The organism is Streptacidiphilus sp. MAP12-33 (genome assembly GCF_041261265.1).
GTDB lineage: Bacteria > Actinomycetota > Actinomycetes > Streptomycetales > Streptomycetaceae > Streptacidiphilus.
In genome coordinates this window covers 150,071-172,073 of sequence record NZ_JBGCCA010000016.1, presented here as the reverse complement: position 1 = coordinate 172,073, position 22,003 = coordinate 150,071, and the positions used below count along the sequence as shown (strand labels likewise).

Below are 22,003 nucleotides of genomic sequence, written 5' to 3'. Positions count from 1 at the left end.
CGACGCCCCCGACGACTCCCCGGGCGAGAGCGCAAGAGCCGGGTGAACCGGACAACCACCCGCCCGCAACGCCTCCAGGTCCGCGACCACCGTCAGATGCGGACGCTGCCCACCCGTCATCGGCAACCGGCCCCCGTCCAACACCAACCCCGTCACCACCTCCAGGCCATCCCCCATCCGCTCCGCGTGCGTCCGCGTCTCCCCCACCACCGCAGTACCCATCGCCGCCTCCAACGCCGTCCGCAACCGCTCCCCCACCAACGGCGACAACTCCCCCGACAACACCCAGAACGGATCGCCCGTCGTGCCCGTCCGCGACAACCGCACCCACGACTGAAAAGGCCTCGGCGCCCCAACCTCCGCGCCGGCGTCCCCCTCCGGCACCAGATGGATGTGCAACTGCCGGGCCACCTGACGCACCTGCGCCAGATGCAACCCAGGGGCGTGCTCCACCATCAACCCCGCCGCCCGCTCCCGCGCCACCTCGTCCTCGATCGGCGCCAGCTCCCGCGCCACCACCTCCACCTGATCCGCCGACAACCACCCCGCCGCCTGCGCCGCCCGCACCCCCGGCAACCGATCCAACTCCCGCGCCAACACCACCAACCGCCCCGCCCGACCCTGCGACATCTGCGCATGCGTCCGCAGAAACCCCTTCGTCGACCGCGACCGCACCGCCAACGCCCCACCCGACCGGTCGAACACCGCCAACCGACGCAACTTCTCCGCCGCCAACCGCTCCTCGAACCGCTCCAACGCCAACACCTGCTCCGCCAGAAACTGAGCACCCCCAGCCAGCAACACCTCATCCCCCTCCCCCGCCAAACCCTCCAACACCCCCACCACACCAACCGGCAACGTCCGCAACGGATCCACCACAGAACCAGAACCAGCAGAAGCAGAGGAAGACGAAGAAGGGGAAGGGGAAGAAGAAAGGGAGGAGGAAAGAGAAGAGGGAGACTGGCGAGAAGAAACCGGGGTCAACGGGTCGGCCAGAAAAGCATCCCCAAGCGAGGGAAAACCCCCACCCATGGACGCCTCTCCACCCTCACACCCGCCCCCGAACATCGAGGCGTCCATAGAACAAGTCTGACACCCGATCCCCTCCCGCACCATCACTCACAAGGGTGAAAAACCCCAGCTCAGAGGCGATTTGGGCACATCATCAGCGCGGCACCAGGGCCAGCACCTGCCCCTCCTGCCCGAACCCGTGTGCCAGGTCCAGCCGCAGCCGCAGGTTGCCGATCCGGGCCAGCACCAGGCCGACCAGGCCGGCCGCACCCGCCGAGACCAGCCCGCAGGCCATCAACCCGACCCGGGGCCCGTACTGCTGGGTCAGCCAGCCCACCACCGGTGCGCCCACCGGCGTTCCACCGGCGAAGACCATCATGAACAGGCTCATCACCCGGCCGCGCATCTCCGGAGCCGTCCGCAGCTGCACCAGCGCGTTCGCCGCCGTGTTGAACGTCAGCCCGAGCAGGCCGACCAGGGTCAGCAGCGTCGCGAACGCCCAGAAGTCCGGCGCCAGACCCGCGAGGGCCTCCAGCAGGCCGAAGCCCAGCGCTGCCGCGACCAGCAGTCGCAGCCTGGGACGGGCACGCCGAGCCGCCAGGAGGGCGCCGACCAGCGAGCCGACCGCCAGCGCGGTGTTGAGCAGACCGTACTGGCCGGGTCCGACATGGAAGACCGAGTAGGCGAAGCCGGAGAGCAGGGTCGGGAAGTTGAACCCGAAGGTGCCGATGAACCCGATCAGGACGATCGGCCAGATCAGGTCCGGACGCTCCGCGACGTAGCGCAGACCCTCCTTCAACTGGCCCTTCTCGCGCGGCAGCTGGGGCTGGCGGCGCAGCTCGCTGCTGCGCATGGCCATCAGGCCCAGGATCACGGCGCCGAAGGACAGCGCGTTGACCGCGAAGGCCCAGCCCGGGCCGACCGCCGCCATCAAGGCACCCGCGATGGCGGGTCCGACCAGCCGCGCGGTCTGGAAGTTGGCTGAGTTGAGGCTGACGGCGTTGGCCAGGTCGGACTTGCCGACCATCTCCACGACGAAGGTCTGCCGGGCGGGGTTGTCCACCACGGTCACCAGGCCCAGCAGGAAGGCGAACACGTAGATGTGCTCGGCCCGGACGACCCCGGCGAGGGTCAGCGCGGCCAGGCCCGCCGCGAGCAGGCCCATGGCGCCCTGGGTGGCCATCAGCAGCTGCCGCTTCGGAAAGCGGTCGGCGAGCACGCCGCCGAACAGGCCGAACAGCAGCACCGGCAGGAACTGCATGGCCGTGGTCACGCCCACGGCGAAAGCGCTGCCCGTCAGGCTGAGCACCAGCCAGTCCTGGGCGATGCGGGAGATCCAGGTGCCCGAGTTGGACACCACCTGTCCCGCGAAGAAGTAGCGGTAGTTGCGGTTGTGCAGGGCGGAGAACATGCCTCCGCGCTTGGTGCTTCTGAACTCGTTCTCGTAGGTGCGGATCGTCTGGGCTCGGGTGGTCTCTGACTCTTCGTGCGACGAATGCAAAACTGCGCGTCCCCTGTGCGGTTGTGCGGCTGTCCTCTGTTCTCTCTCCTCCGAATGCCTGAGTGCTGTCACCGACGTCCGACGTCGTCGTCGGATGTCGTCGTGCGTTTCAGAGTTGCGCGAGCTTCTCCAGGACGGGCGCGGCGGCGCGAAGCACCGCCCACTCCTCCTCGGTCAGCCCGGAGCTGAGCTGGGCGAGCCAGGCGTCCCGCTTGGCCCGACTCTGGTCGAGAATGCTCTCGGCCTGCTCGGTACTGCTGACGACCACCTGCCGGCGGTCCTGGGGGTGCGGCTCGCGCCGCACCAGACCCTTCTCCTCCAGCATCGCGATGATCCGGGTCATCGACGGCGGCTGCACGTGCTCGCGCCGGGCGAGCTCTCCCGGGGTGGCGCTCCCGCATCGCGCGAGCGTGGCCAGGACCTGCATCTCTGTGGGCGTGAGAGACTCCTCCACCCGCTGGTGGCGCAGCCGCCGCGCCAAACGCATCACCGCGGACCGCAGCGTGGCCACGGCCACGTCGTCCGCCACGGACGTCTCGTCCGCCACAGCGGCATCGTCCGTCGGCTCCGGCAACTCAGGCATATTAGTTACCCTAGCTCATTACCTTTGCTAAGGAAACGGGATATCACGGTGGTGTCGCCGAGGTCACAGCCGTCAGGGCGGCCACCGTCACGGATGGGCGAAGGACTCGTCGGGCCGAAGCGCGCCCGTTCTCCACGCGGTCGCCCAGCGCGGCAGGCGGGAGGAGCTGTCGCTGGAGCCGCACGAGTACTCCCACGAACTCCTGGCTTTCGTGCTGGACGTGGGGAAGCGCCAGTGGAGCGCCGCTTTCGCGAGATCACAGAACGCACCGCCTGTGCGCACGATTCAGTCACAAATCCGCCGGAGGGCAGAACGACGGGCCGATTGCACAGGCGGCGCCACTAACGTGCCGGGCACGCGCGCTCCCGGGCGCGCGGCCCGCGCCGACGCCCGCTTCGGCACCGACCTGCGAAGAGACCGCCACGTGAGCCTCACCGGCAACGCCTTCTTCTACACCCTCGTCGTCGCGACGGTGGTCGCCATCCTGGTCACGCTGTGGGCGTGGAAGGCGGTGCGCGGACCCAGGTACGCGCAGCGGCTGCAGCGGGTGGCGCTGATCTGCCTGTGCCAGATCACCTCCATCGCGGTGGTGGCGGTATGGATCAACAACTCCAACGGGCTGTACACCTCCTGGTCCGACCTGTTCGGGCAGAGCGCGAGCAGTGTCGCGCTGCCGAAGGCCGACGTGCACCCGTCCCGGGCGGTGTTCATCCCCGGCCAGGACGGCTTCGAGACCACCGTCTACAAGGGGCCGGTCTCCGGGCTGAGCGGCCGGATCCAGGTCTGGACGCCTCCGCAGTACACGCAGCCGCGCTACCGCAAGGACAGCTTTCCCGTCATCGTGCTGCTGCACGGGTACCCCGGCTCGACCAAGACCTGGCTGGCCGACGGAAAGATGCCCCAGTCGCTGGCCGCGATGATGGAGAAGGGCACCCTGAAGCCCGCCGTCGTCGTGGTGCCCTCGATCGATCCCAGCGGCCACAACACCGACTGCACCGACTCCGACGGGGTCAGGAACGGCACCTGGCTCGGCACCGACGTGCCGAACATGATCAAAAAGCAGTTCCGGGTCCTGGACAACGCCCACGCCTGGGGGCTGGTCGGGATCTCGACCGGCGGCTACTGCGCCGTGCGGATGGTGCTGAAGCACCCGGACCGCTTCGCCTCGGCGGTGGCCCTCAGCCCGGACGACTTCCACGGCGACCCGGCGAACGTGACCACCAAGGGCGTGCTCGCCGCCGAGAACCCCATCGCCCTGCTGCGCGCGACCGGCCCGCAGACGGACGTCTCGATCCTGGTCGCGACCAGCGTCAACGACCGCTACAGCACCCCGGCGAACGCCGACGCGCTGAGCACGGCGGCCAAGTACCCCGTCAAGGTGGCGACGCCGCTCCTGCTCAAGGACGGCGGGCACAACTGGGGCACCTGGATCTCGACCTATCCCGCGGTCTTCGCCTGGCTGAACCACCTGCTGGAGGCCCCCCGGCTGCAGGCCGGCCCCCACCCGGCCGCACCGCCCAAGGCCGTCACCCCCAAGACCGCCACGCCCACGGCCACGCACAGCTGAGAACGTGCGAGTACCGCGGTCCGGCCCCCGGTGGGCGACCGACAGGGCAGCGGGTTCAGGAGAGAACACGTGACAGCGCAGGACATCACTCTGACTGTCGATCGGGACCGGGTCCACGCGGGGGACGAGGAGTACCCGCCGTTCCGCATGATCCGTGAGACGCGTTCCCTGCCCGGGGACATCACGGTCGGCGAGGCCCTCGACGTCCTCACCCGCGGCAGCGACCGCTACCACCTGGCCTCCGTCGCGGGAGGCGCGCCCTGGGCGCTGCACGGGGGCCCGGAGGTGGAGAAGCCCGGTGCGGACCGCGGTGTCGCGCTCGCCGTCATCGCCGCGGGCCAGGGCCGGGCCGAAGAGCCCAGGTGGCTCGTCGATGTGGGCCTCCCGCTGTCACGCCTGGCGGGTGCGAACGGGAGCGTGGCGTTCTACTTCCGGTACCTCAGGAGCGCCGACCCGGAGCAGACCTGGGAACGCCTCCGCGAGGCCTGAGCAGGCCGAGCAGCCGGGCGAACACACGGGGGCGGCGGCCGATCGCGGTCCGCCGCCCCTGTGTCAGGCGCTCAAGCGCTCGGCTACTGCCCGATGTGCAGGGCCGGCATCAGGTAGTAGAAGGTGAACACCGCCGCCACCACGTACAGCGGGATCGGCACCTCGCGCCAACGCCCGGTGGCGATGCGCAGGATGCAGAAGACGATGAAGCCGATGCCGATCCCGTTGGTGATCGAGTAGGTGAACGGCATGATGATCATGGTCAGGAATGCCGGGATGGCGATGGTGAAGTCCGCCCAGTCGATGGACTTGATGCCGCTGGCCATGATCAGGAAGCCGACGACCAGCAGGGCGGGCGTCGCAGCCTGACTCGGGACCATGGTGGCGAGCGGGGTGAGGAAGAGCGCCGCGACGAAGAAGAGGCCCGTGACGACGGAGGCGAGGCCGGTGCGGGCGCCCTCGCCGACGCCGGTGGTCGACTCGGCGAAGCAGGTGCCGGCCGAGCTGGAGGTCGCGCCGCCGGTGAGGGTCGCGATGCCGTCGATCATCAGGACCTTGTTCATGCCCGGCAGGTTGCCCTGCTTGTCGAGGAGGTGGGCCTCCTCGGCGACGCCCAGCACGGTGCCCATGGCGTCGAAGAAGCAGGACAGCAGCACCGTGAAGACGAAGAGGATGCCGGTGAGCACGCCCACCTGGCTGAAGCCGCCGAAGAGCGAGACCTTGCCCAGCAGGCCGAAGTCCGGGGTCGCGACGGGGTTGTGCGGCAGCGCCGGGACGGTGAGGCCCCAGGAGTCGGCCGGGACCTTGGCGATCTTGTCGACGATCATCGCGAAGACGGTGGCGACCACGATGGAGATCAGGATCGCGCCCGGGACCTTGCGGACCAGCAGGATCAGGGTCAGCAGCGCGCCGATGACGAAGACCAGGGTGGGCCAGCCGTTCAGGTGGCCGTTGCCGCCGAGCTGGAGCGGGACGGTGGTGTGCGCGGCGTCCGGGATGCGGGTGACGAAGCCGCCGTCGACCATGCCGATCAGGGCGATGAAGAGGCCGATGCCGATGGCGATGGCCTTGCGCAGGCTGAGCGGGACGGCGGCCATGACGCGCTCGCGCAGGCCCGTGGCGACCAGCACCATGATCGCGACGCCGGCCAGGACGACCATGCCCATCGCGTCCGGCCAGGTCATCTTCGGGGCGAGCTGCAGCGCGACGACACTGTTGACGCCGAGGCCGGCCGCGAGCGCGATCGGCACGTTGGCGAAGACGCCCATCAGCAGCGTGGTGAAGCCGGCGGTGATGACCGTCGCGGTGACCAGCTGGCCGCTGTTCAGGTGGTGGCCGAACTTGTCCGTCGCCGAGGACAGGATGATCGGGTTCAGCACGATGATGTAGGCCATCGCGAAGAACGTCGCGGCGCCACCGCGGATCTCACGGCCGAGGCTGGAGCCCCGCTCGGAGATCTTGAAGAAGCGGTCCAGGCCGTTGTGGGGAGCCTGGGGCCCAGGATCAGCGGGCGAGGTCGTGGCGGGGGCAGCCGACGAGGTCATGGATCGGATTCCTGGTTCGAGCAGAAGGGCAAGGCAGAGGATCAAAGCAAAGGAGCAAGGAGCAAGGAGCAAAGGATCAGCGCAGGTGATCAAGCCAGATGATCAACAAAGCCCGAGCGAGAGTTCGAGCGCGTCCAGTATCAAATAAACAAAAAGTTTTAGCCATCTGCGCGCGTAGACTGTGCAAAGCTCCAACCAAGCCCGCCAAGGTACGCTCAGCAGCGTGAAGATGCCCGGCCTCGTCAGGACGACAACGAAGCTCCCCGCCGCGCCGCCCATGGAGGCGAACGACGTCGCCATCGTGACCGGTGGCACGGTGCTGTGGCTGGTCGGCTTCCTGGTGCTGCTGCCCTTCCACTCCTCCATGGCCGCGCACGGCCGCGGGAACTGGCAGTGGATCTGCCTGGCCGGGTTCGGGCTCGGGCTCATCGGCGTCTGGTACTGCCGGGCGCGCCGCAACGCCATCCGACGTGCCGCGGCGCTGCGCGAGGCGGCCGAGGGTGACGCGGACCGGCGAGCCCAGCAGGCGACGGACCAGTAGCCGACCTAGGGTCGGGCGTATGACCAGCACGCTGCCGACCCTCACCGGACTGACCGATGCCGAGGTGGCGCAGCGTGTCGCCGCGGGACAGGTGAACGACGTCCCGCTGCGGTCCAGCCGGTCGACGGCCGAGATCGTCCGGGCCAACGTCTTCACCCGGTTCAACGCGATCATCGGCTCACTGTTCGTCGTCATCCTGGTGGTCGGACCGATCCAGGACGGACTGTTCGGCTTCATCATCGTCGCCAACACCGGCATCGGCATCGTCCAGGAACTGCGGGCCAAGAAGACCCTCGACAACCTCGCCGTGATCGGCGAGGCCAAGCCGCGGGTGCGGCGCGACGGGCGGACGGTCGCGGTCAGCAACAGCGAGGTGGTACTCGGCGACCTGGTGGAGCTGGGCTCCGGCGACAAGATCACCGTCGACGGCGAGGTGGCCGAGGCCGAGGGTCTGGAGATCGACGAGTCGCTGCTGACCGGCGAGGCCGACCCGGTCCACAAGAAGCCGGGCGATCCGGTGCTCTCGGGCAGCTTCGTGGTGGCCGGCGGCGGGGCGTTCACGACCACCAAGGTCGGACGCGAGGCCTACGCCGCGCAGCTCGCCGAGGAGGCGAGCCGGTTCACGCTCGTCCAGTCGGAGCTGCGCAGCGGCATCGACACGATCCTGCGCTTCATCACCTACCTGCTGATCCCGACGGCGATCGGACTGGTCCTCAGCCAGCTCTACGTCTCCCGCAGCGACGTGCGCGAGGCGATCCGGCGGATGGTGGCGGGGATCGTGCCGATGGTGCCGGAGGGGCTGGTGCTGCTGACCTCCGTCGCCTTCGCGATCGGCGTGGTGCGGCTCGGACGCAAGCAGTGCCTGGTGCAGGAACTGCCCGCGATCGAGGGGCTGGCCCGCGTCGACACCGTCTGCCTGGACAAGACCGGCACGCTGACCGAGGGCGGCATGGACGTCGAGGAGGTCCGGGTCCTCGGGAGTGCGAGCCCGGAGGGCGGACGCCGCGAGGACGTCGAGCACGCTCTCGGCGCGCTGGGCACCGCCGACCCGCGGCCCAACGCCAGCCTCCAGGCGATCATCGACGCCTACCCGGAGACGGCGGGCTGGACCGTGGTGGAGGCCGCCGCGTTCTCCTCGGCGCGCAAGTGGTCGGGCGCCGAGCTGCGCGAGGGGACCACCGGCGCGGTCGCGACGTGGCTGCTGGGCGCGCCCGACGTGCTGCTGCCGCCCGGGAGCCCGGCGCTCGCGGAGGTGGACGAGCTGGGCGCGCAGGGACTGCGGGTGCTGCTGCTGGCCCGCACGCCGACGCCGCTGGACGCGCCGGACCCGGCGGTGGGCCTCGTGCCGCAGGCCCTGGTCGTGCTGCGGCAGCGGGTACGCCCGGACGCGGCCGACACGCTGCGGTACTTCGAACGGCAGAACGTCGCCGCCAAGGTCATCTCGGGTGACAACGCGCTCTCGGTCGGCGCGGTGGCGTCCTCGCTCGGACTGCCGGGCGCGCAGGACCCGATGGACGCGCGCCGGCTGCCCGACGCCGCCACCGAGGGCCTCGCGGACGCGGTCGAGGGGCACTCCGTCTTCGGCCGGGTCACCCCGCAGCAGAAGCGCGACATGGTCGGCGCGCTGCAGTCGCGCGGCCACCACGTCGCGATGACCGGCGACGGCGTCAACGACGTGCTGGCGCTCAAGGACGCGGACATCGGCGTGGCGATGGGCTCGGGCAGCGAGGCGACCCGGGCGGTCGCCCAGATCGTGCTGCTGGACAACCGGTTCTCCACGCTGCCGCTGGTCGTCGCCGAGGGCCGTCGGGTGATCGGCAACATCGAGCGCGTCGCCAACCTGTTCCTGGTGAAGACCGTCTACGCCGTCCTGCTGGCGCTCGCGACGATCATCTGCCGGGTGCCGTACCCGTTCCTGCCGCGCCACTCCACCGTGCTGAGCGGGCTGACCATCGGCATCCCCGCCTTCTTCCTGGCACTCGCGCCGAACAACGAGCGGGCCCGGCCCGGCTTCGTGCGCCGGGTGCTGCGGTTCGCCGTCCCGGCCGGGATCATCGCGGGGGGCGCGGCCTTCACCTCCTACATGCTGGCGCGCGCGAACCACACGACCGGGCAGGTGGCCGACACCTCCACGGCGACGCTGACGCTGTTCATCGTGGCGCTGTGGGTGCTGGCGATCATCGCGCGGCCGTACGCGCTGTGGAAGCTGGTGCTGGTCGCGCTGATGGGCCTGGGCTTCGTGCTGGTGATGACGGTGCCGTGGGCGCAGAACTTCTTCCAGCTGCACCTGGAGGGCTGGCGCGACCCGTGGACGGGCGCGCTGGTCGGGGTGGTGGCCGGGGTGATGCTGGAGGTGGTCTGGCGGTACGTGAAGATCGGCCTGCCGCAGCCGCCCAGCGTGCGCACCCGGCAGCCGCAGGAGTAGACCTTTCCTCACGGCGGCTCCCGCGGGTACGGTGCGGCGCGTGACCCAGGGACCGAGCGCAGCCGACCTCGCCACCGCCGGCATCCCCGCGCAGCGCGGGGACGGCGGCGCCCGTGCCCGCCACCGGCTGGTCCCGAAGCGCGCCACTTGGCCCTACCTGCTGCTCGGGCTGCTGTTCTGCGTCGGCTACTCGGTCATCGAGCTGACCCGCTACCTGCACGACGGCTCGATGTCCTGGGACACCGCGATCTTCGTCGAGGAGGTCCGCGCCTACGCGGACTTCCGGGCGCCGATCGTCCACATCAAGGGCCCGGACGCGAACATTCTGGGCGACCACTTCAGCCCGATCATGGCCCTGCTGGCCCCGCTGTGGTGGCTGGTCCCCTCCACGGTGACGCTGCTGCTGGCCCAGGCCGCGCTGTTCGCGAGTTCGGTCACCGTCGTCTCGGCGACCGCCGGACGGTTCCTGTCCCGCACCAAGGCGCTGTGGCTGGGCACGGCCTACGGCCTGTCGTGGGGGTTGCAGCGCGCGGTCGACTTCGACGTCCACGAGATCTGCTTCGCCGTCCCGATCCTGGCGGTGGTGCTGCGCAACGTGCTGCTGCGGCGCTTCCACCGGGCGGCGTTCTGGGCGCTGCCGCTGACGCTGGTCAAGGAGGACCTCGGAATCACCGTCGCCGCGATCGGCCTGCTGCTGTTCCTGCTGCGGGAGCGGGCGCTCGGGACGATGCTGGCGATCTTCGGTGCGGGCATGACCGCGCTGACCGTGTGGGGCGTGATCCCGCACTTCTCCGCGACGGGCGCGTACGGCTACCGCGACAAGCTGCCGACGGGCGGCTGGTCCCACTGGCTGACGGGCCTGCTCAGCCCGGCGGACGTGAAGCTCTCGACGCTCGGCATGCTGCTCGCCGTCACCGGCTTCCTGGCGCTGCGCTCCCCGCTGCTGGTCGTCGCCCTGCCGACGCTGGGCTGGCGCTTCGTCTCCGACAACCCCGACTACTGGGGCACCGGCTGGCACTACAACGCGGTGCTGATGCCGATCCTGTTCCTGGCCCTGGTCGACGCGATCCGTCGCGTGCGCGAGCGGGAGGGTGGTCCCGGCTGGCTCCGGTCCTACGCGGAACGGGGTGTCCTGCCCGCCGTGGCGGCGGTCGCGCTGACCCTGTGCGTGACCCAGGACCTGCCGGCCGCGTCGGTGCTGCGCCCCTCGACGTACGCGGCGACGCCGCGCAGCGACGCGATCTCTCGCGCGCTGGCGCTGGTGCCGGACGGGGCGACGGTGGAGTCCAACATCACCGCGATGTCGCGCCTGGCGGCGCGGACGGATCTGTACTGGCTGGGCGGCGAGAAGGCGGCTGCGCCACAGTACGTGGTCCTGGACCTCTCCTACGGCTGGTCACCGTCGGCCCCGACCGACCTCCCCGGCTTCGCGGCCCAGATGCACCCGGGTCACAGCTACCGCGTTCTGACGGACGAGATGCAGTTCGCGGTGCTGGAGCTGGTCAGCTGAGGTGCGGTCGCACCATCCAGGGGCGCCAGGCTCTGCCGACATGCGGGAGAGCCCCGCGCCCCTGGGTGGTGCGACCGGCCCTACCCCTCGAAGTCCCGGGCCGCCGACAACTCGTAGGCCCGGTCCGGGTCGCCCAGGAGCGCGAGTACCTCGAAGCGGCGGGACCAGGCGCCCGCCGCCCAGGCGAGGCCCGCGGCCAGGCCCTCCGGGGTCGCCGCGTGCAGGGTGCCGAACGGGACCGCGGGGGCGAACTCGTCCGGCTGGTCGTCCTGGGTGGCATCGCCCTCGAGCGTGGGCGCCTCGCTCTCCGCGTCCCAGCGCCAGCCGACCGGGGCCTCCTCGCCGTCGGGGCCGACGACAAGCAGGTCCTCGTGCTCCTCGTAGACGGCCGGGCAGCCGGGCAGCAGTTCGCGGATCTCCTCCGGCACCGCGCGGACCGTGCCCTCGGTCAGGACGCGGCCGCCCGCGATCTCGCTGGCCAGCGAGACGTGCAGGCGCTCCGCGAGCGCCGGGGCCAGCGCGGGGGCGACGGTGATGAGCGGGAACTCGTCCAGCAGTTGCACCAGGTCCGGGGCGTCGGCCACGACCGCGTCGGCCACGTCGACGATGACGGTGTGCGCGGGGCGCCGGTGCGTGGCGGGGTCGAGCGGCGGGAGGGCGCGGACCTCGTCGGGGAGCGGGATGCGGTCCAGCGGCACGGCGGCCAACGCGGTGTAGATGCCGTGCAGTTGGCGGTGGGCGACGGGGCGCTCCGGGTCGGCGAGGCGGTCGAGCACGTCGTCGGGGCCGTCCGGATCCTCCAGCAGCGCTGCCAGCGTCGTGCGGACGCCGAGGGCGTGCAGGAAGGTCTCGTCGAGGTCGGTGCGGGCCTCCTCGTAGAGGCCGCGCAGGAGTTTGTCGCCACCGGCGGCGCGCAGTCCGGCGGGGGCGCGGCCGTCGAGGACGGGGTGATCGCGCAGCCACCAGGCGGCGTAGGGGACGACCTCGGCGGTGCGGCCGTCGGGCAGCAGCAGGCGGACCTTGTCGACGACGGCGCTGCGCAGCGGCGGCTGGGCGAGCAGGGCGAGGGCCTGCGGCCAGGCGTCGTCGGCGACGAGGTCGAGGTCGCGCACGGCCAGCAGCTCGGCGGCGACGGGCGGGACCGCGGGGACGCCGGGCGGCAGGTCGTCGCCGTCCAGCAGCGGCTCGGTGACGTCCTCGGCCCAGTCGGCGAGGCCGTCGGGGGCCTCGTCGAGGAGGGCGGTGGGCTCGCCGCCGAGCGCACGGTCGGCGGGGGCGGTGGGGTCGAAGCGGTCGAGGTCGTCGGGGTCGAGCACGGCCTCCTCGGCGCGCAGCAGGCCGAAGCCGTACGCGACGCCGACGGCGCGCAGCACCCCGGGGCCCCAGTTCTCGACCAGCTCCTCGTCCAGGAAGACCGTGTCGTCCCCGTCCGTGACAGCGGCCAACGGGCTGCCGGGCAGCACGAGTTCACCGGCCGACGCCCAGGCGCCGTACTCGTCGGTGAGCGCCAGCCGTGCCAGCCAGGGGTGCTGACCCTCACTCAGTTCGCCCTCGGTCAGGGCGGACTGGACGACCCGCAGCACGGCGCCGGCGAGCTCCTCGGCCTCCTCCGCGTCCTCCACGTCGACGGAGCGGGCGACGGCGGCGCGCAGCTCCGGGGTCTCCAGCACCCCGGCGGGGGTGGCGACGCCGGCGCCGAGCTTCTCCAGCAGCGGGTGCGCGGCGTCGGGGTGGGCCAGGCGCAGGCCGAGGATCTCCAGGTCCTCGGCGCGGACCGGGCCCTCCTCCCCCGCCGCGGCAGCCGGTACCAGCACCCGGCGCGGGCCGCGCACCATCCGGCCGTCAGCGAGCGGGACGGGCAGCGCGCCGAGCGCCTCCGGGTCGGCGCCGGTCAGGGAGCCGTAGAGGTTGCGCCACCACTCGGGCTCGCGGTCGAGGTTGGCGAGCTGGTCGACGGTCTCGGCGAGCGCCACCCGGCGCACCTCCAGCGAGCGCAGCTCCTGGCGGCGCTCCAGACCGGCGGGCAGCAGGCCGGGCAGGACGGCGGCCAGCGCCCGCACCACCTCGGCGTCGGCGCCCTCCAGCAGCACGGCGTCGCGCGGACGCAGCGCGGTCTCGCGCTCCTCGTCGGCGACGGCCGGCAGGAAGGGCGTCTCGGGCAGCCGCTCCAGGATCGCGCGCCGGAGCCTGGCGTCGAGCTCGCCCTGGCCGAGCGGCGCGGGGACCAGGCGCAGCGAGCCGAGGTTCGCGCCGCGACGGCGGACCAGGTCCGCGTAGGCGTCGGCGGCCTGCTCGACGAGGAAGTCGGTGAGCGGGCCGGGGGCGACGTGGCGGCGGGTGGAGTCGAGCGGGAAGCTCGCGATCAGCAGCGCGGGCAGGGTGAGCGGCTCGTCGCTCGGCGTGGGCGCGTGCAGGTAGGCGGAGCGGACCCGGACCGGGTCGCCCGCGTCGTCGACGGGGACGGCCCAGGTGAGCGACCAGAAGGGGCGGTGGCGCTCCTCGGTGGTGCGGTCGGCGAGCAGTGCGGGGTCGAGCGCGCCGCCGCGGCTGAGCACCTGCCAGCGGGTCGGCGAACCGTCGTCCTCGATGACGACCTCGTCCTCGATGCCGGACTCGACGCCGAACTCGACGCCGGACTCGATGCCCGACTCGATGCCCGACTGGGCGGCCGACGTGCGCCGCACCAGCGAACGGGCGCCGTCCTCGGTCTCGATGACGACCTCGGTCAGGCCCGGCAGCGCCAGCAACAGCGCGTCGTCGGTGTCGTCGAGGAGGCGCCGGGTGAGGTCCCCGGCGGCGGCGTCGCGCAGCGGCAGCAGGACGACGGTGTCGTAGCCCTCGGGCGGGGTGCCCTCGGCGGGCAGCGGCAGGCGCAGCAGCGGGACGTGGCCCTCACGGCGGCGCAGCTCCTCGGTCAGTCCGGCGTCCGCGCCCTCGCGGGCTGCGGCGTCGGCGGCGAGCTGCCGCGCCTCGGCCAGCGACCAGCGCACGCCGCCGGGGACGCCGATGACGCTCGGCTCGTCGGTGACGGACAGGACGGCGGAGAAACCGACGCCGAAGCGGCCCACCGCACCGGCGTCGCGCTCCTCCCGCTTGGAGGAGGCCCGCAGCGTGGAGAGCGACTCCACGCCCTCCGCGTCCAGGTGCGCGCCGGTGTTGGCGGCGGCGAGGACGCCACCCTTGAGGGTGAGCCTGAGCCGGCCGGGGACACCCGCACGGCGGGCGGCGTCGGCGGCGTTCTGGGCGAGCTCGACGACCAGGCGGTCGCGGTAGCCGCCGAGCGCGAGCTCCTCCTCGGCGTTGGCGTCCTCGCGGAACCGGGCGGGCGCGGCGGCCCACGCGTCGAGCACACGCCGGCGCAGCGCGGCGGTGCCGAACGGGTCGGCGCCCCCCGATCCGTCGCGGCCGAACGCGTCCGTCGCGGTCCTGGCTGTCATGCCGTCCTCCTGGTGCCCGGTCACGCCGTGGCCGTGGCGGTCACCACAACCGAAGCCGTGGCCGCATTCTGCCTGGTGCGAGTGACAGGCACGAAAACGGGACGCCGGGTGTTCCCACACCCGGCGTCCCGTCGCGTCAGTCCCGGAGCAGGTCAGACGCCCGCGTAGCTGTGCTTGCCGTTGATGAAGATGCTCACGCCGTAGGCGTTGAACAGGTAGCAGGCGAAGGCGATGAAGACCAGGATCGCCGCCTTGCGGCCCTTCCACCCGGCGGTCGCGCGGGCGTGCAGGTAGCAGGCGTAGGCGACCCAGGTGATGAACGCCCAGGTCTCGGTCGGGTCCCACTCCCAGTAGTGGCCCCACGCGGCCTCGGCCCAGATCGCGCCCGCGATGATGGTGAACGTCCACAGCGGGAAGACGAAGGCGTTGATCCGGTAGGACCACTTGTCCAGGGTCGCGGCGGCGGGCAGGCGCTCCATGACGTCGGCCCACCAGCCCCCGGCCTTGGTGAGCTCCTTGGCCTTGCGGCCCTCGTAGACGTCCTTGGCGACGTAGAGCATCGCCGCGACCGCGCCCGCGTACAGGGCGCCGCCGCACACCATGGCGCCGGAGACGTGGATCCACAGCCAGTACGAGTGCAGCGCGGGGACGAGCTGCTCGGAGTCGACGTAGAAGACGGAGACCGCGAGGCCGAGGCCCGACACCGCGCCGAGGGTGACCGGCAGGCCCATCCAGCGCACGTTCTTGCCGGCGGCGAGAAGCCCGACGAAGAGCAGCGAGGCGACCATGCTCAGTGCGACGGTGAACTCGTAGAGGTTGCCCCACGGCGGCCGGTGCGCGGAGATGCCACGGGTGATCACGGCGCAGAGGTTGAGCAGCGCGGCGAGCGTGGTCAGCGAGACGGCGACGCGGCCGATCCGGTCCGCGCCCTCGTCGCCGCCGGAGGCGCCGACGCCGTCGACGGGCGGGGCGGCGTCGCCGCGGGTGACGACGTCGACCTTGCCGGCCTTGGCGGCGACGGTGCGGGTGAGCGTGGTGGTGCCACCGCCCGCGCCGGTCACCTTGACCGAGACCTTCGGCGCGGTGCGGGCCGCGAGCTCCTGCGCCTCGGCGTCGGCCACGGCCTGGCCCAGCGAGCTGCCGGCCTTGGCCGCGAGCGCGGCGGACTGGCGGGCCACGCGGCTGCGGCCGCCGAAGGTCCACTCGGCCGCGTAGGCGAGGAAGGCGAGCAGGAACACGGCCATCGTGGAGTACACGAGGACGTTGGAGATGTTGGCGAACTTGGTGTCGATCGCCGCCTCGGCGAGGATCACGTTCACTCCTTCTCGGCTGCGGTTGCGGCGGCGGCCGAGTGGTCGGCTGCGCTTTCGTCGGCTGCGGGGTCGGCGTCCGGCTGGTCGGCGGGCGCGGTGTCCTGGAGTTCCAGGGCGAGCTCGGCGAGTTCCTCGGCGATGCGCGCCGACTCGCTGCGGGCCAGGCCCGCGATCTCGACGGTGGTGGTGCCGTCCGGGCCGGCCACGGCCCGCACCCAGACGCGGCGGCGCTGCACGAACAGCGAGCCGATCAGGCCGAGCACCGCGAGCACGGCGCTGGTCAGCGCCCAGCCGGTGCCGGGGTTGTGGGCGACGGTGAAGTTGGCCCACTGCTGGACGCCGGTGAAGGTGACCGTGCCGCCGCTGGGCAGCTTCAGCTGCTCGTTCGGCTGCATCATGACCGACTTGGTCTGCTTGCCGTTGGCATCGGTGAACAGGTACTGCGTCATGTGCTTGGTGTCGAGCTCGTAGATGCTCTGCGGAGCACCGGAGTTGTTGCCCAGGTCACCGTGGTACAGCGCGAGGTAGATCTTGGGGTCGGCGAGGTCGGGGAAGACCGAGTGCGGGCCCTGCGTCATCACCGAGGAGTCGGACGCGGCGGTCGGCGTGAAGATGCCGGAGATGCCGATCTGGTAGGCCTGGTTGTTCTTGTCGACGTAGCCGTCGTTGACCTTGATGGCGCAGGTCGAGGTGATGTTGGCGTCCTGCGGCAGGCAGGGGGTGGGGCCGTTGAAGATCACGTCGCCCTTGGCGTCGGTGACCTGGAAGACCGGCGCGTAGCCGTGCGCGGTCAGGTAGACGTTGCTGCCGTCGATCGCCAGCGGGTGGTTGACCTGGATGTCGGCCTTCTTGGCCTTGTGCGAGTCGCTGCCGGTCCAGTACGAGACGTGGGCCTCGTAGGTGCGGGCTGTGCCGATCTGGGTGCCGGAGGTCTGGTAGGTCGCCTCGAAGCGGTCCAGCCGGAAGCCGAACGCGTCCAGGCTGTCGGCCGTGTAGAAGGTGCTCGGCATGAAGTCGTCGTACATGGCGACGTTGTTGCTGAACGCCTTGCCCTCGATGACGAGGACGGTGCCCATGCCGCCGAAGAGCTTGCCGACCGCGAAGGCGATCAGCATGCCGAACAGCGAGATGTGGAAGAGCAGGTTGCCGACCTCGCGCAGGTAGCCCTTCTCCGAGGTGATCGCGTCACCGCTCCGGGCCACCCGGAAGCGGCGGCGGCGCAGCAGGCCCTCGGCGGCGGTCAGCGTCCTCTCGGCGTCGGTGCCGCCGGAACGCCAGGTGGCGTAGACGGGCAGCCGGACCAGGTGCTTGGGCGCCGCGGGCGGCTGGGCGCGCAGCACGCCGACGAACTGCCAGGTGCGCGGCACGATGCAGCCGGCCAGCGAGATGAAGAGCAGCAGGTAGATCGCGGAGAACCAGAAGGAGCTGTAGACGTGGAACAGTCCGAGCTTCTGGTAGATCGGCGCGAGGGTGTGGTGGTCGGTGACGAACTGGGCGACCTTGGTCGGCGAAGCCGAGACCTGCGGCACCAGCGAGCCGGGGATGGCCGCCAGGGACAGCAGGAAGAGCAGGATCAGCGCCGTGCGCATGGAGGTGAGCTGGCGCCAGGCCCAGCGCAGCCAGCCGAGCAGGCCGATGCCGACGTCCCCGCCGCCCTCGTTGTCCTCCCTGGGCGCGGAGCTCAGCCGCTCGGCGGCGTCGAGGTCGGTCGTCATCAGATACCCACCGTGGTGTTGGGGAACCAGTACTGCAGTTGGTTGGTCACCTGTGCCCAGGCACCCGTCAGCAGCAGCACGCCGACCAGGACGAGCATGCCGCCGCCGATCCGCATGACCCACTGGTTGTTGCGCTTGATCCAGCCGAACGCGGAGAGCGTGCGCCGGAAGGCGACGGCGGCGACGATGAACGGGATGCCCAGGCCGAGGCAGTAGGCGACGGTCAGCACCGCACCGCGGGCCGCGCTGGCCTGCTCGATGGAGAGGGACTGCACGACGCCCAGGGTCGGGCCGACGCAGGGCGTCCAGCCGATGCCGAAGACGACGCCCAGGACCGGAGCGCCGATCAGGCCGACGGCGGGCTTGCGGTGGCTGCGCAGCTCCCGCTGGGTGAAGCCGGGCATGAGTCCCATGAACGCCAGACCGAGCAGGATCACCAGTACTCCGGCGACCTTGGTGATCACGGACTGGTGCTGGTCGATGGTCCGGCCGAAGAAGCCGAAGAAGGCGCCCATCGAGACGAAGACGGCGGTGAAGCCGAGCACGAAGAGCAGGGCGCCGAGCACGATCCGGCCGCGACGGCGGCCCTCGGCGTCGGCCAGGTCCGCGGCGGAGAAGCCCGTCACGTAGGAGAGGTAACCGGGGACCAGCGGGAGGACGCACGGTGAGAAGAACGACACCAGCCCGGCCAGCAGCGCGATCGGGAGCGCGAGCAGCAGCGCCCCGCTGGCGACCGTCCCGGTCACGACTTCTCCGCGATCACCGGGTCGACGAGCTTGGCGAGCTGGTCGCTGGTCAGCGGCGTGAGCGCGCGCACCGCGATGCGGCCCTCGCGGTCCAGGATCAGCGTGGAGGGGATGGCCTGCGGGTTGAGGCTGCCGGCGGGGAACTGCAGGAGCAGCGAGCCGTCCTCGTCGTAGAAGCTCGGGTAGGTCAGGCCGTGGGCCTTGACGAACTGCTGGGCCTGGTCGATCTGCGTGTCGCGGGTGTTGATGCCGACGAACGCGACGCCCTTGGCCTGGTCGGCCTGGTAGACCTGCTCGAAGTCGCCCGCCTCGGCGCGGCACGGGCCGCACCAGGAGCCCCAGACGTTCAGCACGACGACCTTGCCGCGGTAGGCGGAGAGGTCGATGGCCTTGCCGTCGAGGTCCTTGCCGGAGAGGTTGATCGCCGAGCCGCGCTGGCCGACCGGGACGGCGTGGGCGAGGCCGGTGCCCGCGACGTAGCCGGTGTCGGCGCCGCCGCCGTTCTCTGCGGCGTTGCTGCCGCTGCAGGCGGAGAGCATGAGAACGCCGCTCAGGGCGGCGAGTGCGAGCAGAGAGCGGCGGGGCTTCATGCGAAAAGTTTCGCATGCTTGTTTAGGCGGATTTCACGGCCCCCACGAAAACGTCATGGTAGGCCCTTGACCTGCCACGACGCTTCGTGTAGTGGATATTTAATTGATCTTTATGCCACATCGCCCGACGGATCAGGCTCCGAACGACTTGTTGGTCAGCGGGCCCTTCTTGCCCGTCAGGTGCGCCGGGAGCAGATCCCGCGCGGGCTCGCTGTAACCGATCGAGACGATCTTGTCGCCCTCGTAGGTGAACGAGGTCAGGCTCGCCAGCGAGCACTGGCGGCGGCGCGGGTCGTGCCACAGGCGGCGGTGCTCGGCGAAGCAGCGGGTGACCCAGATCGGCAGCTGGTGGCTGACGCAGACCGCCTCGTGGCCGCGCGCGGCGTCGCGGGCCGCGCCGAGCGCGCCCATCATCCGCACGACCTGCTCGATGTACGGCTCGCCCCAGGACGGCTTGAACGGGTTGGTCAGGTACTTCCAGTGCGAGGGGTTGCTGAGCGCCCCGTCGCCGACGCCGAAGGTCTTGCCCTCGAAGATATTGGCGGCCTCGATCAGGCGGTCGTCCTTGGCCACCTCCAGACCGTGGGCGGCGCCGATCGGCGCGGCCGTCTCCTGGGCGCGGTCCAGCGGGGAGGCGACGACATGGGTGATGTCGCGCCCGGCCAGGTGGTCGGCCACCCGGTCGGCCATCTTCCGGCCGAGCTCGGAGAGGTGGTAGTCCGGCAGGCGCCCGTAGAGGATGCCCTCCGGGTTGTGCACCTCGCCGTGCCGCATCAGGTGGACGACGGTGATGTCGCTCTTGCTCACTTCGGTTGCTCCTCGGCGGGCTTCAGGCGGTGGCTTCGGCGGCGGCGCGGGCCGCGGACGGCAGGGCGGCGGCGATGCGCTCCAGGGCGCGCTCGTCGTGCGCGGCGGAGACGAACCACGACTCGAAGGCCGAGGGCGGCAGGTAGACGCCCTGGCTGAGCATGGCATGGAAGAACGCGGTGAAGCGGAACGACTCCTGGCCGCGCGCCTCGTCGTAGTTGGTGACCGGCTTGTCGGTGAAGAAGACCGAGAACATGTTCCCGGCCGTCTGGAGCCGGTGCGCGACGCCCTCCTTGTGCAGCGCCTCGGTGACCAGCGCGCCGACCTCGGCGGCGACCTGGTCCACGGTCGCGTAGACGGCGTCGGTGCAACCGCGCAGCTGGGCGAGACCCGCTGCCGTGGCGACCGGGTTACCGGACAGGGTGCCCGCCTGGTAGACGGGGCCGGCCGGGGCGAGGTGGGCCATCACGTCGGCACGGCCGCCGAAGGCCGCGGCGGGGAATCCGCCGCCCATGACCTTGCCGAAGGTCATCAGGTCCGGCTTGACGTCGGCGGACCACCCTTCGTTCACGGATTCGAACCCGTACCAGCCGGCCTTGGAGACGCGGAAGCCCGTCATCACCTCGTCGGAGACGAACAGCGCGCCGTTCGCGCGGCAGAGTTCGAACAGGCCCTTGTTGAAGCCGGGCAGCGGCGGCACGACGCCCATGTTGCCCGGGGACGCCTCGGTGATCACGCAGGCGATCTCGCCGGGGTGCGCGGCGAAGGCGGCGCGGACGGCGTCGAGGTCGTTGTAGGGCAGCACGATCGTGTCGCCGGCCTGGGCGCCGGTGACGCCGGGGGTGTCGGGCAGCGCGAAGGTGGCGAGGCCGGAGCCGGCGGAGGCCAGCAGCGCGTCGACGTGACCGTGGTAACACCCGGCGAACTTCACGATCTTGGCGCGGCCGGTGAAGCCGCGGGCCAGGCGGATGGCGGACATGGTCGCCTCGGTCCCGGAGGAGACCAGCCGGACCTGCTCGACGGGCGCGATGCGCGCCACGATCTCCTCGGCCAGCTCGACCTCGCCCTGGCCGGGCGTACCGAAGGAGGTGCCGCGGGAGACAGCGTCCTGGACGGCGGCGATGACCTCGGGGTGGGCGTGGCCGAGGATCATCGGGCCCCAGCTGCACACCAGGTCGACGTACTCACGTCCGTCGGCGTCGGTCAGCCACGGTCCGTCGCCCGAGACCATGAAGCGGGGGGTGCCGCCCACGGCCTTGAAAGCGCGGACGGGAGAGTTCACTCCGCCGGGTGTGACGACGGACGCGCGTTCGAACAACGCGTGGGAGGCGGGTGCCTCGTACGGGTACGGACTGCCGATGGTGTGCTTGCTCACGGGATCGCTCACGGGAACATGGTCTCAAATCGCCGTCGTTTCAAAATCGCAGCCTTCGACACGGCATGTCCGCGCCGATCATCTGGGACGATGATCGGGCCATGAGGCGCGTACGTGTGCCCGTCCTGCGGAGGTGCGCGGCGGCCTGTTGGCAAATCGACGACGGACGGTAAGGATGGTCCGGGGTGTCCGAGCAGTGTGAGGACTCCGACTGCGGTGCGGAGCGTGTCGACGACGGTTACGTCGAGCGGCCGGGCCGTGCTGCGCGCCGTGGGCGCGGGCTCGACAAGACGACGTCGCGACGGGGCGACGGAGGTGGAGGTGCTGGCCGCGTGGGGGTGACCTACAAGTACTTCGGCGCACCCGACCGCGCCACGGCCGCCCGCGTCCCCACCGCCCTGGGCCGCGACGGCCTCGGCCTCGAGGCCGGCGACCTCGCCACCCTCGGCCGCCTCGGCGAGCTCTTCGGGCTCGACGGCGGCACCGAGGAGACGATCAGCGGCAGCCTCTCCACCAAGATCAAGCCGGAGACCGTCAGCGCGATGGTCCTCACCGGCATCCTGGGCATGCCCCTGAACGAGGTACCCCCACTGGAACTGGTGGTCCTCCACCCGGACTACGCGGTCGTCCAGCTCCCCCAGACGGTCGTCGAACCCCTACTCAAGGCGGACGAGGCGGTCCTCGGCTCAGCGGCCTTCATCTGGTCCACCGTCCCGGACCGCCGCGGACCGCGGGACGCGTTCGTGATCTACCAGATGCTGCACGAGTGGCAGGACTTCGCGAACCGGCTGCACGACGCCGGGCACCAGCTGTACTGCCTGATGTGGCCGTGAGCTGGGATTCTTTCCT

Annotated in this window: 17 protein-coding genes; 6 read left to right on the top strand and 11 right to left on the bottom strand. The window is 71.2% G+C overall.

All coding sequences use genetic code 11. The features are described from left to right. From ABH931_RS18125 to ABH931_RS18115, 3 genes are all read right to left on the bottom strand, one after another. Positions 1-876: DUF222 domain-containing protein (locus ABH931_RS18125; protein WP_370114426.1), on the bottom strand; the 876-nt coding region annotated here is incomplete at its 3' end. Between the two features lie 289 nt (positions 877-1,165). Next, positions 1,166-2,422, bottom strand: coding sequence for an MFS transporter (locus ABH931_RS18120; RefSeq protein ID WP_370114424.1), 1,257 nt, complete (start codon positions 2,420-2,422; stop codon positions 1,166-1,168). 199 nt (positions 2,423-2,621) lie between these two features. After that, positions 2,622-3,095 carry a MarR family winged helix-turn-helix transcriptional regulator gene (locus ABH931_RS18115; protein WP_370114422.1) on the bottom strand — a complete coding sequence of 158 codons (474 nt, stop codon included), beginning with the start codon at positions 3,093-3,095 and terminating at the stop codon, positions 2,622-2,624. A 346-nt stretch (positions 3,096-3,441) separates the two neighbouring features. Between ABH931_RS18115 and ABH931_RS18110 the strand changes: the two genes are divergently transcribed. Together ABH931_RS18110 and ABH931_RS18105 are read left to right on the top strand one after the other, a co-directional pair. Further along, positions 3,442-4,662: an alpha/beta hydrolase gene (locus ABH931_RS18110; RefSeq protein WP_370114420.1), complete on the top strand. Its 1,221-nt coding sequence runs from the start codon at positions 3,442-3,444 to the stop codon at positions 4,660-4,662. Positions 4,663-4,731: 69 nt separating this feature from the next. Continuing rightward, positions 4,732-5,151 (top strand): hypothetical protein, encoded by a 420-nt coding sequence (locus ABH931_RS18105; RefSeq protein WP_370114419.1) that lies wholly within the window; start codon positions 4,732-4,734, stop codon positions 5,149-5,151. Between the two features lie 83 nt (positions 5,152-5,234). On the opposite strand, the gene ABH931_RS18100 is transcribed toward ABH931_RS18105, so the two are convergent. Beyond that, a complete protein-coding gene (locus tag ABH931_RS18100; protein WP_370114417.1) occupies positions 5,235-6,695 on the bottom strand; it encodes an NCS2 family permease in 1,461 nt (486 codons plus the stop codon). 229 nt (positions 6,696-6,924) lie between these two features. Here ABH931_RS18100 and ABH931_RS18095 point away from each other — a divergent pair, with 229 nt between their 5' ends. From ABH931_RS18095 to ABH931_RS18085, 3 genes are read left to right on the top strand one after another with little or no spacing between them, the layout of a single operon-like run. After that, positions 6,925-7,236: a DUF2530 domain-containing protein gene (locus tag ABH931_RS18095; RefSeq protein WP_370114437.1), complete on the top strand. Its 312-nt coding sequence runs from the start codon at positions 6,925-6,927 to the stop codon at positions 7,234-7,236. Positions 7,237-7,255: 19 nt separating this feature from the next. Continuing rightward, a complete protein-coding gene (locus tag ABH931_RS18090; RefSeq protein WP_370114415.1) occupies positions 7,256-9,661 on the top strand; it encodes an HAD-IC family P-type ATPase in 2,406 nt (801 codons plus the stop codon). A gap of 40 nt (positions 9,662-9,701) precedes the next feature. Continuing rightward, positions 9,702-11,171, top strand: coding sequence for a DUF2079 domain-containing protein (locus ABH931_RS18085; RefSeq protein WP_370114414.1), 1,470 nt, complete (start codon positions 9,702-9,704; stop codon positions 11,169-11,171). A gap of 80 nt (positions 11,172-11,251) precedes the next feature. Here the strand turns inward: ABH931_RS18085 and ABH931_RS18080 are convergent, their stop codons facing one another. From ABH931_RS18080 to hemL, 7 genes are all read right to left on the bottom strand, one after another. Beyond that, on the bottom strand, positions 11,252-14,608 hold the full coding sequence (locus ABH931_RS18080) for a sacsin N-terminal ATP-binding-like domain-containing protein (protein ID WP_370114412.1): 3,357 nt from the start codon (positions 14,606-14,608) through the stop codon (positions 11,252-11,254). A gap of 152 nt (positions 14,609-14,760) precedes the next feature. Continuing rightward, positions 14,761-15,918 carry a c-type cytochrome biogenesis protein CcsB gene (gene ccsB / locus ABH931_RS18075; RefSeq protein WP_370114436.1) on the bottom strand — a complete coding sequence of 386 codons (1,158 nt, stop codon included), beginning with the start codon at positions 15,916-15,918 and terminating at the stop codon, positions 14,761-14,763. 5 nt (positions 15,919-15,923) lie between these two features. Next, positions 15,924-17,636 carry a cytochrome c biogenesis protein ResB gene (locus ABH931_RS18070; RefSeq protein ID WP_370114410.1) on the bottom strand — a complete coding sequence of 571 codons (1,713 nt, stop codon included), beginning with the start codon at positions 17,634-17,636 and terminating at the stop codon, positions 15,924-15,926. Beyond that, complete coding sequence (locus ABH931_RS18065; protein WP_370114408.1) at positions 17,636-18,382, bottom strand: cytochrome c biogenesis CcdA family protein; 747 nt, start codon at positions 18,380-18,382, stop codon at positions 17,636-17,638. Before ABH931_RS18065 ends, ABH931_RS18070 begins: the two co-directional genes overlap by 1 nt. Next, a complete protein-coding gene (locus tag ABH931_RS18060) occupies positions 18,379-18,972 on the bottom strand; it encodes a TlpA family protein disulfide reductase (RefSeq protein WP_370114406.1) in 594 nt (197 codons plus the stop codon). Before ABH931_RS18060 ends, ABH931_RS18065 begins: the two co-directional genes overlap by 4 nt. Before the next feature lie 132 nt (positions 18,973-19,104). Further along, a complete protein-coding gene (locus tag ABH931_RS18055) occupies positions 19,105-19,746 on the bottom strand; it encodes a histidine phosphatase family protein (protein WP_370114434.1) in 642 nt (213 codons plus the stop codon). A 55-nt stretch (positions 19,747-19,801) separates the two neighbouring features. Continuing rightward, a complete protein-coding gene (hemL, locus tag ABH931_RS18050) occupies positions 19,802-21,166 on the bottom strand; it encodes a glutamate-1-semialdehyde 2,1-aminomutase (RefSeq protein ID WP_370114404.1) in 1,365 nt (454 codons plus the stop codon). Positions 21,167-21,339: 173 nt separating this feature from the next. Here hemL and ABH931_RS18045 point away from each other — a divergent pair, with 173 nt between their 5' ends. Then, positions 21,340-21,987 (top strand): hypothetical protein, encoded by a 648-nt coding sequence (locus ABH931_RS18045; RefSeq protein ID WP_370114402.1) that lies wholly within the window; start codon positions 21,340-21,342, stop codon positions 21,985-21,987. Positions 21,988-22,003 lie beyond the last annotated feature (16 nt).

Bases quoted from the DNA above. Each gene is read 5' to 3' on its own strand.
- ABH931_RS18120 (WP_370114424.1), bottom strand. From the start codon at position 2,422: ATGTTCTCCGCCCTGCACAACCGCAACTACCGCTACTTCTTCGCGGGA.
- ABH931_RS18115 (WP_370114422.1), bottom strand. From the start codon at position 3,095: ATGCCTGAGTTGCCGGAGCCGACGGACGATGCCGCTGTGGCGGACGAG.
- ABH931_RS18100 (WP_370114417.1), bottom strand. From the start codon at position 6,695: ATGACCTCGTCGGCTGCCCCCGCCACGACCTCGCCCGCTGATCCTGGG.
- ABH931_RS18095 (WP_370114437.1), top strand. From the start codon at position 6,925: ATGCCCGGCCTCGTCAGGACGACAACGAAGCTCCCCGCCGCGCCGCCC.
- ABH931_RS18090 (WP_370114415.1), top strand. From the start codon at position 7,256: ATGACCAGCACGCTGCCGACCCTCACCGGACTGACCGATGCCGAGGTG.
- ABH931_RS18080 (WP_370114412.1), bottom strand. From the start codon at position 14,608: ATGACAGCCAGGACCGCGACGGACGCGTTCGGCCGCGACGGATCGGGG.
- ABH931_RS18070 (WP_370114410.1), bottom strand. From the start codon at position 17,636: ATGACGACCGACCTCGACGCCGCCGAGCGGCTGAGCTCCGCGCCCAGG.
- ABH931_RS18060 (WP_370114406.1), bottom strand. From the start codon at position 18,972: ATGAAGCCCCGCCGCTCTCTGCTCGCACTCGCCGCCCTGAGCGGCGTT.
- ABH931_RS18055 (WP_370114434.1), bottom strand. From the start codon at position 19,746: ATGCGGCACGGCGAGGTGCACAACCCGGAGGGCATCCTCTACGGGCGC.